The sequence below is a fragment of the Methylobacter marinus A45 genome (assembly GCF_000383855.1).
In the GTDB taxonomy this organism is placed as follows: domain Bacteria; phylum Pseudomonadota; class Gammaproteobacteria; order Methylococcales; family Methylomonadaceae; genus Methylobacter; species Methylobacter marinus.
Genome location: NZ_KB912877.1, coordinates 184,850 through 199,150 on the forward strand (window position 1 = coordinate 184,850; position 14,301 = coordinate 199,150).

13 protein-coding genes are annotated in these 14,301 nt (G+C 55.6%); all 13 read right to left on the bottom strand.

What is annotated here, in order from left to right:
• Positions 1-62: 62 nt before the first annotated feature.
• Positions 63-2,795 carry a type VI secretion system ATPase TssH gene (gene tssH, locus METMA_RS0100835; RefSeq protein WP_020157155.1) on the bottom strand — a complete coding sequence of 911 codons (2,733 nt, stop codon included), beginning with the start codon at positions 2,793-2,795 and terminating at the stop codon, positions 63-65.
• A gap of 56 nt (positions 2,796-2,851) precedes the next feature.
• Positions 2,852-3,865, bottom strand: coding sequence for a type VI secretion system baseplate subunit TssG (gene tssG / locus METMA_RS0100840; protein ID WP_027146928.1), 1,014 nt, complete (start codon positions 3,863-3,865; stop codon positions 2,852-2,854).
• Positions 3,829-5,706: a type VI secretion system baseplate subunit TssF gene (gene tssF / locus METMA_RS0100845; protein ID WP_020157157.1), complete on the bottom strand. Its 1,878-nt coding sequence runs from the start codon at positions 5,704-5,706 to the stop codon at positions 3,829-3,831. The genes tssG and tssF overlap by 37 nt, the downstream gene beginning before the upstream one ends.
• Before the next feature lie 2 nt (positions 5,707-5,708).
• Positions 5,709-6,212 (bottom strand): type VI secretion system baseplate subunit TssE, encoded by a 504-nt coding sequence (gene tssE, locus METMA_RS0100850; protein WP_020157158.1) that lies wholly within the window; start codon positions 6,210-6,212, stop codon positions 5,709-5,711.
• 34 nt (positions 6,213-6,246) lie between these two features.
• A complete protein-coding gene (locus tag METMA_RS0100855) occupies positions 6,247-6,639 on the bottom strand; it encodes a hypothetical protein (protein ID WP_020157159.1) in 393 nt (130 codons plus the stop codon).
• A gap of 14 nt (positions 6,640-6,653) precedes the next feature.
• Entirely contained in the window at positions 6,654-6,980 is a 327-nt protein-coding gene (locus METMA_RS0100860; RefSeq protein ID WP_152564971.1) for a hypothetical protein, read from the bottom strand.
• A 10-nt stretch (positions 6,981-6,990) separates the two neighbouring features.
• On the bottom strand, positions 6,991-8,028 hold the full coding sequence (locus METMA_RS23615; RefSeq protein ID WP_020157161.1) for a M35 family metallo-endopeptidase: 1,038 nt from the start codon (positions 8,026-8,028) through the stop codon (positions 6,991-6,993).
• Positions 8,029-8,057: 29 nt separating this feature from the next.
• Complete coding sequence (locus METMA_RS0100870) at positions 8,058-8,852, bottom strand: type VI secretion system accessory protein TagJ (RefSeq protein ID WP_020157162.1); 795 nt, start codon at positions 8,850-8,852, stop codon at positions 8,058-8,060.
• 97 nt (positions 8,853-8,949) lie between these two features.
• Positions 8,950-9,435: an Hcp family type VI secretion system effector gene (locus METMA_RS0100875; protein ID WP_020157163.1), complete on the bottom strand. Its 486-nt coding sequence runs from the start codon at positions 9,433-9,435 to the stop codon at positions 8,950-8,952.
• Between the two features lie 97 nt (positions 9,436-9,532).
• On the bottom strand, positions 9,533-11,029 hold the full coding sequence (gene tssC, locus METMA_RS0100880; protein ID WP_020157164.1) for a type VI secretion system contractile sheath large subunit: 1,497 nt from the start codon (positions 11,027-11,029) through the stop codon (positions 9,533-9,535).
• A gap of 3 nt (positions 11,030-11,032) precedes the next feature.
• Entirely contained in the window at positions 11,033-11,563 is a 531-nt protein-coding gene (gene tssB, locus METMA_RS0100885) for a type VI secretion system contractile sheath small subunit (RefSeq protein WP_020157165.1), read from the bottom strand.
• A gap of 51 nt (positions 11,564-11,614) precedes the next feature.
• Positions 11,615-12,670, bottom strand: a complete 1,056-nt coding sequence (gene tssA / locus METMA_RS0100890) for a type VI secretion system protein TssA (RefSeq protein ID WP_020157166.1) — start codon at positions 12,668-12,670, stop codon at positions 11,615-11,617.
• Positions 12,671-12,759: 89 nt separating this feature from the next.
• A complete protein-coding gene (gene tagF / locus METMA_RS26120; protein WP_020157167.1) occupies positions 12,760-14,301 on the bottom strand; it encodes a type VI secretion system-associated protein TagF in 1,542 nt (513 codons plus the stop codon).

Consider the following 14,301-nt stretch of genomic DNA (forward strand, 5'->3'; position numbering starts at 1 on the left):
AATTCCATGCCCTGACATAACAGGTCTGGCAGGAGAACATTTTCCATTTACTAACCCCGGTTTCACTCAAACCCATACCCGAATTCCCCGTCCTGCACGCTGACATGCACGCGCTCGACCGGCTTGCCTTCCATCATGCGGTGCAGGAATTCCTGGCTGATTTTCGGCAGCACGGTATTGGTCAGAATCGCGTCGATCATGCGGCCGCCGCTTTCCAGTTCCGTGCAGCGTTCGGCGATGAGCTTGACCACCTCGTCATCATAAGTAAACGGCACTTTATGGCTTTCGGCGATGCGATTTCCGATACGGCCCAGTTGCAACCGGGCAATCGCCGCGATCATCTCGTCGCTGAGCGGATAATAAGGAATGACGACGACGCGTCCGAGCAAGGCCGGCGGGAACACTTTCAGCAAGGGTTCGCGCAGGGCTTTGGCGATGCCTTCGGGCTCGGGCATCAAATCCGGATCCTTGCACAGGTTCATGATCATGTCCGTGCCCGCGTTCGTGGTCAGCAGAATCAGAGTGTTTTTGAAATCGATGACCCGACCTTCGCCGTCTTCCATCCAGCCCTTGTCGAAGACCTGGAAGAAGATCTCGTGCACGTCGGGATGGGCTTTTTCCACTTCGTCCAGCAGCACGACGCTGTAGGGACGGCGCCGGACCGCTTCGGTCAGGACGCCGCCTTCGCCGTAACCGACATAGCCCGGAGGCGCGCCTTTCAGGGTCGAGACGGTATGCGCTTCCTGGTATTCGCTCATGTTGATGGTGATGACGTTCTGCTCGCCGCCGTACAACGCTTCAGCCAGGGCCAGCGCCGTTTCGGTCTTGCCGACCCCGGAAGTCCCGGCCAGCATGAACACGCCGATGGGCTTGTTGGGATTGTCGAGGCCGGCGCGCGAGGTCTGGATGCGTCTGGCGATCATGTCCAGCGCATGGCGTTGACCGATGATGCGCTGTTCGAGGTTATCGGCCAGGTTCAGGATGGTTTCGATTTCGTTCTTGACCATGCGGCCGACCGGGATCCCGGTCCAGTCGCCGACCACGGACGCGACGGCCTGCGCATCGACGCTGGGCAGAATCAGCGGCGTCTCGCCTTGCAGTTCATGCAGCTTGGCCTGCAAGGCTGTTAGTTCCTCCAGCAACTGTTCGCGCGGCACATCGGCCGCTGCCGGGGCGGTTTCGGTTTCGGCGATCCGGTCGGCGGCTTTTTCCAGCGGACTGTCCGTGCCTTCCACCTTGCCGGTCTGATCGCGCAGCTGACTGCGGATATCGAGTATGCTCTTGACCAGCTCGCGCTCGGCATTCCAGCGCGCTTCCAGTTTGCTCAAACGGTCTTTTTCCGTGCCGAGTTTTTCGGCCGCGAGTTTTTCGCGGTCTTTGATATCGACCCCGACCGCTTTTTCGCGGCCGATAATGGCCAGCTCGGTTTCCAGCGCCGCGATGCGTTTGCGGCAATCGTCCACCTCGGCCGGCACGGCATGCTGGCTGATCGCGACGCGGGCCGAAGCCGTATCGAGCAGGCTGACCGATTTATCGGGCAATTGCCGGGCCGGAATATAGCGATGCGACAACCTGACCGCCGCTTCCAGCGCCTCGTCGAGCACCTGCACCTGATGGTGTTTTTCCATAACCGAGGCCACGCCGCGCATCATCAGAATGGCTTTTTCCTCGCTCGGCTCGTGCACCTGCACAACCTGGAACCGGCGCGTCAGGGCCGGATCCTTTTCGATATGTTTCTTGTATTCGGCCCAGGTCGTCGCCGCCACCGTGCGCAAGGTGCCGCGCGCCAGAGCCGGTTTCAGCAGATTGGCCGCATCGCCGGTGCCGGCCGCGCCGCCGGCGCCGACCAGCGTATGGGCTTCATCGATGAACAGGATGATCGGCTTTTCCGATGACTGAACTTCTTCTATGACTTGGCGCAGGCGGTTTTCGAACTCGCCCTTCATGCTGGCGCCGGCCTGCAGCAAGCCGACATCGAGCGTGCGCAGCGATACATCGCGCAAGGACGGCGGTACGTCGCCGGCGACGATTTTCTGGGCGAAGCCTTCGACCACGGCCGTCTTGCCGACACCGGCCTCGCCGGTCAGGATCGGGTTGTTCTGGCGTCGGCGCATCAGGATGTCGATAACCTGGCGGATTTCCTCGTCACGCCCGACGATCGGGTCCATTTTGCCCTGCCGCGCCTGCTCGGTCAGGTCGACGGTAAACTGCTTCAGCGCTTCCTGCTTGCCCATCTGCGCCGGCGACATGGCGCCGCTGGCTTCGCCCGGCACGGCGCCGCCGCCGACCTGAAAGCCGTCGCTGGCGTGCAGGCCTTCTTCCGGCGAACCGCTGACGATTTCAGCGAAACGCTCGGTCAGGGTATCGGGCTTGATCTTGTCGAATTCCCTGGAGATGCTTTGCAGGGCATGCGTCAGGCCCTTGGTTTTCAGGATGCCGACGACCAGATGGCCCGAGCGGACTTGCGATTCGCCGAACATCAGCGTGCCGAAAACCCAGCCGCGCTCGACCGCTTCCTCGACGTGCGAGGACAGGTCGGAAATGGACGTGGAGCCTCGGGGCAGCCGGTCGAGCGCATCGGTGAAATCCTTGGCCAGCCGGGATGGGTCGAGATTGAACTGGCGGATGATCTTATGCAGATCGGAATCCTGCAGCTGCAGAATCTGATGCAGCCAATGCACCAGCTCCACATAAGGATTGCCGCGCATCTTGCAAAATACCGTTGCGCCTTCTATCGCTTTGTAACATACGCTGTTCAGCTTCCCGAACAGTGCCACACGACTGATGTCGGTCATTTTTCCCCCCTAGTAAATTTTGTTTTTTATTGTGCTTTGCGCTGCGTTCGGCTGTTTTATAAAGGATTCAGCATCAAATCGTCAGCGTCCGTATTCTCGTGCCGGTCGCCCAGCCAACTGGTCCAGCCCAGGCCTGTCTGCCCATCCAGACAGGTGCCGGGCACTTGTTCTTTTTTCAGGACCAGATTGACATCCCAGACCAGTTCATCGCCTATGTAATTGCGGACTACCGCGATCAGTTGCCCGATACGGTTACCGGTCGGCAACAGACTCTGATATTCCGGCAAGCTCAGCGGGCCGAAGCGGATGCGGAATTTATGCTGGCACGCCCAGACCCGTGAACCCAGAATCGCCGATACGCCCAGCTCGCCCGTGCGCGGCGTCTCGCCCAGCCGCGTCAGATCGGAATCCTGAATATCCAGCCATTCGCCGACAAATTCCTCGATGGTGACGGGCAATCTGAAATAGTCCGCCAGCAGCGCCCGCAGCCCTTCGGCATTCTTGGCCTGACTGGACAAATAACCGGCATAGTAGAACTTGGCCAGGTCGGGCATGGCATCACGCTCGCGCAGGGATTCCAGACCCAGGCCCGCCAGCGAGCCGACATAGCCGGAAAACCGGTCAGACTCGGGCCGATCGAAACTGACGGCCGGCTCGGTATCGGCCCAGGCGCGATAGAACAGGCACATCATGCGATGATGGAATATGTCGGCAAAACGCGCCAAGGTGTGGTCGCGGTAATGATAAATTCTTTCGCGAACGTATTCGGTCAGGTGCAGGGGCAACGGTCCGTTGGTACCGAACAGGCCCAAAAAGCGCCCCGTCAGGCGCGGCGGACGCCCGTCCTTGCCCGGCGTGTACGCGCTGAGCGTGGAGGACTCGAAGGTCAGCGAAACTTCCTGCCCCAGCCTGACCGGATCATCGGCGGGCCTGGCCGAACGGCCCAGCCGCGGTTTATCCTTGTAGGCGCATTCCATAAGGCGCAGCAACTGGAAAAAGCCGTATTTATACGGCTCCCTGCCTAGCGATGCTTCTAGATCAGATGACGCTGCCCGATTCTCGTCGGCCATCGCATTACCTCGCCCCGGTCACTGGTTTTCAACACCATTTCCGTAAATGAATTGATAGACACATATTGCGCAAAAAACCGCTCCAGCACCGTCCCCAGCAAAAACACACCGCTGCCTTCAAAGGCGGCTTCATCGACATTGACCGATACTTCCAGGCCGCGCCCGAACACGATCGGCCCCTTGGTATTGATGCGCCGGACGATGGATTTGGATTGAATCGACAACACCCCTTCTATTTGCTTGCGAAAACCCGCATCGCTGTTTTCGCCATATAATGACAGCAGATTCCGGAACGCCATGGCGCCTTCTTTGTCGTTGTTATCGACGATCGTCAGATAGTTCAGCGACAGATGGCTGATCAGTTTCCATGCCGTATCCTTATGGGCGTTGGACGGACGCGGCCGGGTCGGACCTGACAGGCAGCGTATCGACTGAACCGGCGCGCCGGTCTGAATGGTAAAATCGGTCGTTCCGACGCCAATCGGCAATTGCAGCGGCAAGTCGCGATTCGTGCACAGCGTGGCAAGACCGAGCTGCCTCAGATCGCTTTTAAACGGCGCCTCATTGGCATCCACCAGGGAAATATATATTTCATTGCCGGTGTAGCTGGAGCGCGGCCCGTATTGTCGCTGCTTGGACGAAACGACGCGCGGCGACCGGATCAGGGTATAGTAAGCCCGTTTACGCTTGTGGCTGGCATCGGCGCTGGCCTGATAAAAGGGCAAAAATTCCTGCTTGTCATCGGCCGTGCTGCCATAGCCCGTGACTTCGGTCACTTGATAAACCTCGTAATCCAATGGCCGGGTCCGGTCGGGAACGACATGGTATTCGGCGGTCTGGTTGGTCAAATGGATTCGGTCGGTTCGTTTGGGAAAGACATTGATGGCCGGCGAGCAGAACAAGGCAAAGCGTGAGGCATCGATCGAATTGATCAACTGAGGGTTGCTGCGGTTGAGCAGGATGATGATATCCAGCTCGTTGTCGGGGCATTGCCGAACCGCCTCCTGCAACTGCGTCAATTCGACGAACATGAAACGCTCGGGAAAGGCAAAATATTCCTGCAATAACCGGTAGCCCTGGAAGGAACGCGAGACATACGGCAACAGCGCCTGATTGTCTTCAAAGCCCAAGGGCCGGACACCGGCGTGCCTGATGACTTGTTGCCAGGCGACCGGCCGTTGCGTGGGCTGCACCACCACGCCAATGGCATTGGCCAGCATCTGCTCGTAAATCCGCATGGGCAATTCACCCACGCCGCGCAGGTAAAGCGGCAGATGATCCAGTGCGATCTGGTTGAATTTCAGTCCCGCCGTCGTTCTCAGGCGCAACCGAATGCCGGCTTTCAGTCCGGGCAGGCTGGGTGCGCCGATATTGGCGACGGCACCGGCGCCGGCCAGATACTCGGCTTCCACCAGTTCCAGGGGCCACAGCGTCAAATCGTGCGCGGTACGGTATTCGCAAGCGGTCTGCTCGCCCTTGCCGATCTGGCTGCGCAAAGAAGTGTTCCTGGGAATCGGAAAGCCTTCATTGAGCGCCCCTTCCGACAAATCCGGCTGAAACTGCACGACCGTCATGGAGGGCGTGGGCGCCAGATAATGCGGATAGACTATGTCCAGCAAATGCTGGGTGAAACGGGGAAACTCCGCATCGACCTTGAGCTGGACGCGCGCCGCCATGAAAGCGAACCCTTCCAGCAGACGTTCGACGTAAGGGTCCGCGCATTCGAATTCGTCCAGGCCCAGTCTGCCGGCAATTTTAGGGAATTCACGCGCAAACTCGCCGCCCATTTCACGGATGTGCTGCAGTTCGCGGTGATAGTATTTCAGTAATCGAGGGTCCATAACTAGCCGCCTCTATCCATAATTTCCATGTTGCCCGTCTCAAGATCGAGTTCTGTTCTAAGGTAGAGTCGCAACGGCAGGGGTTGCGCCCAAAGGTCGCCTTCTATGTCGAAGGACATGGCGTTATGATTCATCTGGTCTTCCGACGCGGTTACCGTGACCTTGACCGAATCGCGCAGGATGCGCGGTTCAAAATCCCAAATGGCCTGACGGACGCGGCGCTCAATTTCCAGCACATCGGCGCCCGATAACGTCGTGCCGGCCAGATCCGGAATGCCGTAATTGATTACCGAGCCCGCGACCAGAGGCAAGCCGGCAAAATCCTCGACCGCATCGAGACTACCGGTATTCAGCAGCCAGCCCATGTCCCGCAATACCCCCTGCCGCAGGCGGCTCAGCGACAGGACGCGCTGGTCGCGCGATTCCTGCGTTTTATCGGGCGCATCGTCGGTTAACCGGTCAAGGAGCGAGGGCTGTAAACGTTCTTTCTGGGTAAGTTCGGCCATGGTTTTTATTTGTCGTCCCGTGCAAATGCGGCGGTCATTCCGGCTTAACGGTGCGTGTCGGTAAATCGACGATGAAGCGTTCGCCATTCTCGTTTTCAATCAGCAGGGTGCGGTTGTCTTTGGACTCGATGCGCGTAATAAACAGGTCCTGCTTGTCATCTTCCATATCGCCGTCATACCGCACATCGTAAACCTTCAATATCCACAACTCCTGGCCGCTGTTTTCATCAATCGCGGCGATGTAACCACCGTTTTGATCAAGCTCGCGTATTCTGCCCCAGGGTACCGCTTCGTAACGCACCTGCCCGATGGTGACCGGCGCGGCAGCGGCAGGCCCTGCACGTTTTTTCGACATTTCCCCGGCCAGCGCGACGCTGTCATTGAGCAGTAACAGCAATAAACCGCCTAGCGCCAAATATCTGAACATACAGACTCTCCCCATCAGGCCGGACTGACGCTTTTATCAGTCAGATCAACATAATATTTCTGATTGCGTTCGTTTTTAACCGATAACCGCTGCTTCCTGAACCAGCCGAGCCGCATATCGGTGATAAAGACATCCTGCTTATCGTCTTCCATGTCATCGTCATAAGGTACGTCGTACACTTTCAACAACCACAACTCCTGGCCGCTGTTGTCGTCGTAGGCGGCAATATAGCCGCCGTTCTGTTCCAGCCCCCTGGCTTTTCCCCAATGCACGGCTTCATAACGCACACCGTTATGGCTGACCGGTTTGACAGGCTCCGGCCCCTTCCTTTTTTTTTCCATCGCGCCCTCGTTACCCATAAAAGTGAGACACCGGTCTGGCCAGGACCCTGCCGGAATCGGAATTCGATAGTTTGCCGGCCAGATCGGTGGCAAAGTAAGCCCAGGTGTCGGCGTTTTCCAGGGCCTTACTATACGGCAGCCCGCCCGTCGAAGGCTTCAAGCCATCGCTATCGTAACGATGGTCCCGGGTGTTGACCGCGCGATGCGATAATTCATGAATGATGGTCAATGCGCACATCCATAGCTTGCCGCTGTTGCCCGATTTCAAGAAAGCGCCTTGCAGGTAAATGACTTCCAGCGGTTCGGTTTTATAGACAAAAGCCCAATCCTTCCAGCCGCCCTTGTTGCGGTCTAGCGGTTCATCCGAGAAAATCAGCTTATTGGAATTGGCAACGTTGGCTATTTTCTGGAAGCCGGTTTTCAGTTTCTCGGTGGCTTCATTAATTTGCTGATCGGTCGTGTTTTCATCCGCGAACCATTTGCGAATGATTTTTTTGCTATCGTCTTTCGCATCGCCCAACTTGGCAACCACGTTCAAAGACCAGTTCAATGCCAACAGCAGCGCCTCGCCCATGATTTTCCTTTCGCCCGCCGAGTAGACTTCCTTAGCCTTGCCCAACCGGGCAACCATGGTTTTTTCGGGCGGTTTGATCTCGTCATAGATCCACTGTGCAAACGCCTTGGGTGGCGAATACACCCACACATCCTGCGCGCCTCGTTGCTTGGCCAGATAAAAATGATACAGCATCTTCAATGTCGCCGCCCGGTCCTCCAGCTTTCCCGCCGAGGCCGTATTTTTGCTCGCCTCGACAAATTTTTCGCCTGAACCGCCGCCGACAAAGAACGCCACCAGGGTGTGATGGCTGGCGTCATTGATTTTCTTGCGTATTTTATCCAGACCGTCCGCCTGTGTTGAATCCGGGCCGTCCGGCTTAAGCAATTCCTTGACCCGAGCCTGATTTTGCAGAAACCCCTGCCAATCGTCGGCAAACTTTTGTGCCGTTATCACATGCAGCGCTTTTTCGTATGCTTCGGAAAATTTTTTCACGCTATCTTTCTCAATGACTCAAACCGGCGTCAATCGGCATTGAACTTGATTTCGCGAATATCCATCACCGCATAGTCGTTCTCATCCGTGCTCAGCAGGCGCTGACCCAGGCCGATGAAAGTCTCTTCCGCCTGTTCCTGCCATTGAGTCTTGCGTGCCAGGCGTATTGCCGAGTCATCGGCGGTTTCCGAGCCCGGATAACGCGTGGGAATCAAGCCGAAGGCTTCGCCGCCGTTGGCCCAGATAAAATGCGCCGGCATCCAGGCAAAATCACGCAGATCGGCAGGTGCCTCAATGTGAATCTCGCGAATCTGGTTAAAGGGAACCCAGTAGTAACGGCCGTTGACCACCGTTTCCAGCATAGGGCCTAGTCGGGTATCGGCGTCCGCGATCCAGTTAAAGGCCGTGCCGTCGATTGTTCCGGGTGTGGCGGGAGCCAGTTCGAAAGCCTGATCGCGCAGATTTCGCGCTTCAGCGAAACGATTATCCGCGATCAGCTTGAGCGCTTCCTGCAATAGTGCGATCCACTGCGCGGGCTCGCCAAAAACCACCGGCGTTTTACGGCCGGCGAAGATATCCTTGCGCAAGACCTCGCAACGAATCGCCTCTCTATAGGTCTGTACCATGGGAAGATTCGCGGCATCAAGATCGCCCGCCACAGTCAACTGCGTCAGTGCGCGATCCCATTCGCCGAGAATAACCAAAAGTTGGAATAGAAATGTTCTGAGTTTAGGATTGGCAGGATCTTTACGAACCTGGTTCTGGAGTTCAACCAGCGCTTCCTGAAGCTGGCCTTCCTGTAAATGCTGTTCCGCAAGCTTCATAAATTTGCTCTGCTTTTAAAAAAACGCTTTGGATTTTTATTATTTGAGCCATGAAAGACGCGAAGAAGGCATTGCACCTTCTTCGCATTCCATCGCTTTAGATTTTAACGTTTTCGGCGATATTCCATTTCGTTTCGATTGCACCGCCGTCTTTCGAACCGTCCGCTTTTTGCGGCTGATAGGCGTATTCGAACTGAGCGAAGTTCAGCGTGACGTTTTCTGTCAATCGGTCCTCGCCGCCGCTGCCGCCAGTGCTGACGGAAGTAACAAGCACTTCCTTCAATTTAATAACGATATATTCCAAAGGCGTTTCTCCGGCTTTACGAACAACCAGCGTCGCTTCCGGATAATGCTTGCCGTTGCAGCAAGCCATCATTAAAGGCGAGGAGGATTTATCAACATATTTGGTAAACGATATATCCTGTACGCTGACTTTGCCCGCGCCTCCGCCTCCGCCTGTATGTGTGGTGCCCGATTGCGACATCCCCCAGCTCCAGGCCAAAACGTCAATCTCATCCTTATGAGTTTTGTCGCGCGATTCACCTTTGATATCGCCGATTTTAATAAACATATCTACAGCCATTTGTCTCTCCTTTTATTTACTTTAAGACATCAAAAAAAAAGCCAGAAGCGTCGTCCTTAATAAGTGCTAGGCTCCATGACTCGTAAGCACCAAAATACTATCCGCCTTTCGCGGAGGGCAGTTTGGAAACCAATCGCAACGACACTGTCAGACCTTCCAACTGATAGTGCGGGCGAAGAAAAAACTTGGACGAGTAATACCCGGGATTTCCCTCTATCTCCTCGACAACAACCTCGGCGGCCGCCAGCGGCTTTTGCGCTTTAGTTGTTTCGCTGGAGTTTGCCGGATCGCCATCCACATATTTCAAGATCCAGTCATTAAGCCAGCGCTCCATATCTTCTCTTTCCTTGAAAGAGCCGACCTTATCCCGCACAATGCATTTCAGGTAATGCGCAAAACGGCAGGTCGCGAACAGATAAGGCAGGCGGGCCGCAAGGTTGGCATTCGCCGTGGCATCCGGATCATCATATTCAGCCGGCTTATTCAAAGATTGCGCACCGATGAATGCGGCGAAGTCGGAGTTCTTTTTATGCACCAGCGGCATAAAGCCCGATTTGGCCAGTTCCGCTTCGCGGCGGTCGCTGATAGCGATTTCGGTTGGGCATTTCATGTCCACGCCGCCGTCATCGGTCGGGAAAGAATGCACGGGCAGATTTTCCACCGCGCCGCCCGATTCAATGCCGCGGATTCTGGAGCACCAGCCGTACAGCTTGAACGACCGGTTGATATTGGTCGCCATGGCATAGGCGGCATTCGACCAGGCGTAATTGCTGCTGTTGGCCGACTCGGTATCTTCTTCGAAATCGAACTCATCGACCGGGTCGGTTTTGGACCCGTACGGCAGACGGGACAGGAAACGCGGCATGGCCAGGCCGATGTACTTGGAATCGTCCGATTCGCGCAATGAGCGCCACGCCGCATAATCGGGCGTCGAGAATATTTTCGTCAGGTCGCGCGGATTGGCCAGTTCGCCCCATGAATCCATCTGCAGCGTCGAAGGCGAGACACCGGCAATGAACGGCGCATGCGAAGCGGCGGAAATCTGTGCTATCTGGGACAACAATTCGACATCCTGCGGCGAATGGTCAAAGTAATAATCGCCCATCAGGCAGCCGAACGGTTCGCCGCCGAACTGGCCGTATTCTTCTTCATAAAGCTTCTTGAACAGCGGACTTTGGTCCCAGGCCGTGCCTTTGAATTTCTTCAGCGTCTTGCCCAACTCCTTTTTCGTGATGTTCATGACCCTGATTTTCAGCTGCTCATCGGTTTCGGTATTGTTAACCATATAATGCAGGCCGCGCCATGAACCTTCCAGCTTCTGAAAATCTTCATGGTGCAGGATCAGGTTAACCTGTTCGGTCAGCTTTTTGTCGATTTGCGCGATGATGGCTTCTATCGAATTGATGGCGTCTTCCGAAACGATGGACGCATCTTTCAAGACGTATTCGGCCAGGGTCTGAACCGCGTTCTCAACCTCTGCCTTGGCGCGGTCCGACTTGGGCTTGAACTCCTTGTTCAGCAAGGATGAAAAATCGCTGGTTTCCTGTACCTGCGTCCCCGCCTGAGCTTCTGGTGCGCTTGCTACTTCAGTCATGGCTTATTCTCCTGCGTCCTGGTTTTCTGATGCAGGTTCGGCATCCGGCTTAGGCGCCGCGACCAGCGATTGCAACAAGGCGGGATCGTTGATGGCTTTGGCGATCAATTCTTCCGCGCCGCCCTTGCCGTCCATATAGGTCACCAGATTGGCCAGTTGCGTTCTGGCATCCAGCAGTTTATTGAGTCCCTCCACTTTTCTGGCTACAGCCGCGGGAGAAAAATCGTCCATGCTCTGAAAAGTGATATCCACGTTCAGATTGCCTTCGCCGGTAATGGTATTCGGCACATTGAATGCCACTCTCGGCTTCATGGATTTCAAGCGTTCATCGAAATTGTCGACGTCGATTTCCAGCAGCTTGCGCTCGGCGACCGGAGCCAGAGGCTCGGCGGGATTTCCTGACAGATCGGCCAGCACGCCCATCACAAACGGCAACTGAATTTTCTTTTCCGCTCCGTATAATTCGACGTCGTATTCGATCTGGACTCTTGGCGCACGATTGCGTGCGATAAACTTTTGACTACTTTGTGCCATTTAATAATGCCCCTTAAATTTAACGTTTAAATTGCCAAACCTTACTTGATTTCAGTATTCATCTTCATCACGAATGCCCCTGATGACATTGGCCTGATCCAGGCCGTCAGGCGCGATATCCTTTAGTGCTTCCATAAAGCTTTTGCCAACCAGCCTCATACCGCGCTCTATGAAAATAGGCACCGGACTGGACGGTTCATTTTTCTTGTAGTACTCGCAGACCAGGTTCAGTGCGTTAAGTACATCGCGTGTATCGTTGATGGCGCCCGGTGCTGATTTTTTTTCAGCGGCAACAGGCACGGCTTTGCCGGCATCGTCGTCATTGGCGCTTTCAGCCTCGTCGGTAACGACCGTTTCTACGCCGCCTCGTGTTGCCAGCCAGTCCGTCAACAGCGCTCTGCTTTCCTTTAGCAGATTTCTCAAGTCGCCAAAGTTAGGTGCGTCGTTGATGCCGACCTGCTCGGTGACAAAGCGCTCCAGGCCATTAAGGCTGTCAAGGCCGGCGCTGATTGCCTCGAATGTATGCTGAAGGTTTTCCGGATCGCTGTCCTGAACGGCGGCGTCTATTGTCGATGAGCTGATGCCGCTGTCGTTGTTGGCCACGGTTATTTTTCCCGTGGCAATAGAAACATCGCGCAGATTGAACCGGCCCAGGCCTTTTGATTCAATGAGCGGCGTTTGCTGAAGCGGACGCAGAATGGTCTCATGGTCGCACAAGGACATCAGAATATTGACCCGTTCGGTCGGGTCGTTGTCATCGTCCGGATCGAGTTGAGGGTAAATACTGTCCCAGCGCTGTTCGACCAGCGCCTTGATCAGGGATATGCCGTCGTTAAAGCCTGCGAAGCCTTCGGTTGCGATCAGGGCCCGCAGCAAACTGATCAGTACCCGCAGGTCCCGGGTACGGGTCAATAGCTGTTCCGCGCTTTTTCTTATTTCACGCCAGTTGGGCGGTTCCGCTTCTTGAATGGTATCCCCGACCTGTTGCTCCGGCTTGCCCTTAATCGCCTGCTCAAGCGCAATAAAATCGGCATCGTATTCCAGATCATCGCCGCAGACATTTTCCGGATCTATCGCTTCCAAATAACTTTCTAAATCGACAGCCAATGGCTCCCCCTGATTTTTTTTATTTTTTTATTATTGATGCAAACTCTATCACATCATTAAAGATGCTAAAACCCTATAGTTCTTAGCGTCTATATAATTTCCACGACCACCACCGAGACGTTATCGCGGGCGCCACGTTCCAGCGTCAGATCAATCAAGGCCTTTACACCGGACTCACAGGTAGAGTCATTAAGTATAGACTCAATTTCGTGAAAGCCGACCTCTTTATCCAATCCGTCGCTGCTAAGCAGGTAAATATCGCCCGGCAGCACTTCAACGATCTCGCAGTCCAGCACCAAATCATCGTCAGCGCCGATAGCGCGGGTAATGATATTGGACTGTTTCAGCGGTCTATCTGCAGGTATCAGTCCATTAACAGGATATTCCTCGGCACAGTGGTCCACGGTCAGCTGTGCCAGCTGCCGGCTCCTAAGCCGGTAAAGGCGGCTATCGCCGGCCCACAGACAGGCAAAATGCTTAACGCCCGCTATCAGCGCCACAACCGTACTGCCGATGATTTGTTTGTTAAACTGGCTTTCCGCCAGATCACGCAGATCTTCATTGACTTGCTTCAGGCAGGTGTCGGCTGTTTTTATCGAGGCATCCAGATCGTCTGAATATTCCAGATTGCCTAGGGCCTCGACAATCATCCGGCTCGCCACATCGCCGGCCTGATGACCGCCCATGCCGTCCGCTACCGCCCATATGCCGGCCTGGGGGCGATCCAGTATCGCATCTTCATTGCATTTTCGGCGCAGCCCGACATCGGTTCCGGCACAAGACCGCCATTTGAGTCCCGGTCCGCCATATATTAAACCGGCGCTTCCGCTATTCGCTTGACCGTTGCTGCGCCGGGGCGGCAGCGTCTTGTCCGGGTCAGCGTCTTCGGCGCTGCTTGACAAGGTGGTCGTGTCAAGCTGCCAGCCGCGGGACGACATATCGCCGGACAGCAGGCCGACGAACGCATTTACCGGCGGCAGACCATCGCAGCCAAACAGAAACGGCTTGATGTGCTCGCAGCCGAGTGTCGCCCACAAACTGTAGCCGGAGGTAAAAACATCGAGCAGATCGGTTTTGAAATCCGCCAGCGCCTCTTCAGCAGGGCCGGTATGATCAATGCCGATACATAGGGCCTTTTTCTCCGAATCGGTATTGCGCTGCAACGTTCTGTCGACGGTTCGCATATCCGGTTTCACCACTAAAGGCATACTGTTGAGCAAACCATCGAAATCGTTCAGGTCGAGATTTTCCTCCAACGCCGTCAGCGCGACTGACTCGACGGCCCCGTACCAATCGTTATTGGCCATGAACAGATCGGACAAATTGGCGCCAGTCGGCGCAGGCAATGCAACGGTCAACGGGAAATAACGCCCGACCCGGTCAACGCTGGGCATCAGCACGCCGATCCAGCCGGTATTGCCGCATAATCCCGGGCTCAATGCGAAACGCCAGACCGGACTGGAGAGATAGGCCTTCAACCAGTGCTGGCCAAGATGCTGCTGACTCACGGCGATGGCACTTTGCAGCCATTTATCCCACGGCTGGATAAACTCGCGCGTAAGGCGACGGGAAACAAAATCACCAAGTACCGGTAATTTTCCATAAAACCCCGGAGCGGACAGGTTTTCCAT

Excerpts from the sequence above, each read along its gene's own strand:
- tssB (WP_020157165.1), bottom strand. The coding sequence starts at position 11,563 with ATGGCACAAAGTAGTCAAAAGTTTATCGCACGCAATCGTGCGCCAAGA.
- tssF (WP_020157157.1), bottom strand. The coding sequence starts at position 5,706 with ATGGACCCTCGATTACTGAAATACTATCACCGCGAACTGCAGCACATC.
- METMA_RS0100875 (WP_020157163.1), bottom strand. The coding sequence starts at position 9,435 with ATGGCTGTAGATATGTTTATTAAAATCGGCGATATCAAAGGTGAATCG.
- tagF (WP_020157167.1), bottom strand. The coding sequence starts at position 14,301 with ATGGAAAACCTGTCCGCTCCGGGGTTTTATGGAAAATTACCGGTACTT.
- tssG (WP_027146928.1), bottom strand. The coding sequence starts at position 3,865 with ATGGCCGACGAGAATCGGGCAGCGTCATCTGATCTAGAAGCATCGCTA.
- METMA_RS0100860 (WP_152564971.1), bottom strand. The coding sequence starts at position 6,980 with ATGGAAAAAAAAAGGAAGGGGCCGGAGCCTGTCAAACCGGTCAGCCAT.
- METMA_RS0100870 (WP_020157162.1), bottom strand. The coding sequence starts at position 8,852 with ATGAAGCTTGCGGAACAGCATTTACAGGAAGGCCAGCTTCAGGAAGCG.
- tssC (WP_020157164.1), bottom strand. The coding sequence starts at position 11,029 with ATGACTGAAGTAGCAAGCGCACCAGAAGCTCAGGCGGGGACGCAGGTA.
- METMA_RS0100855 (WP_020157159.1), bottom strand. The coding sequence starts at position 6,639 with ATGTTCAGATATTTGGCGCTAGGCGGTTTATTGCTGTTACTGCTCAAT.
- tssE (WP_020157158.1), bottom strand. The coding sequence starts at position 6,212 with ATGGCCGAACTTACCCAGAAAGAACGTTTACAGCCCTCGCTCCTTGAC.
- tssH (WP_020157155.1), bottom strand. The coding sequence starts at position 2,795 with ATGACCGACATCAGTCGTGTGGCACTGTTCGGGAAGCTGAACAGCGTA.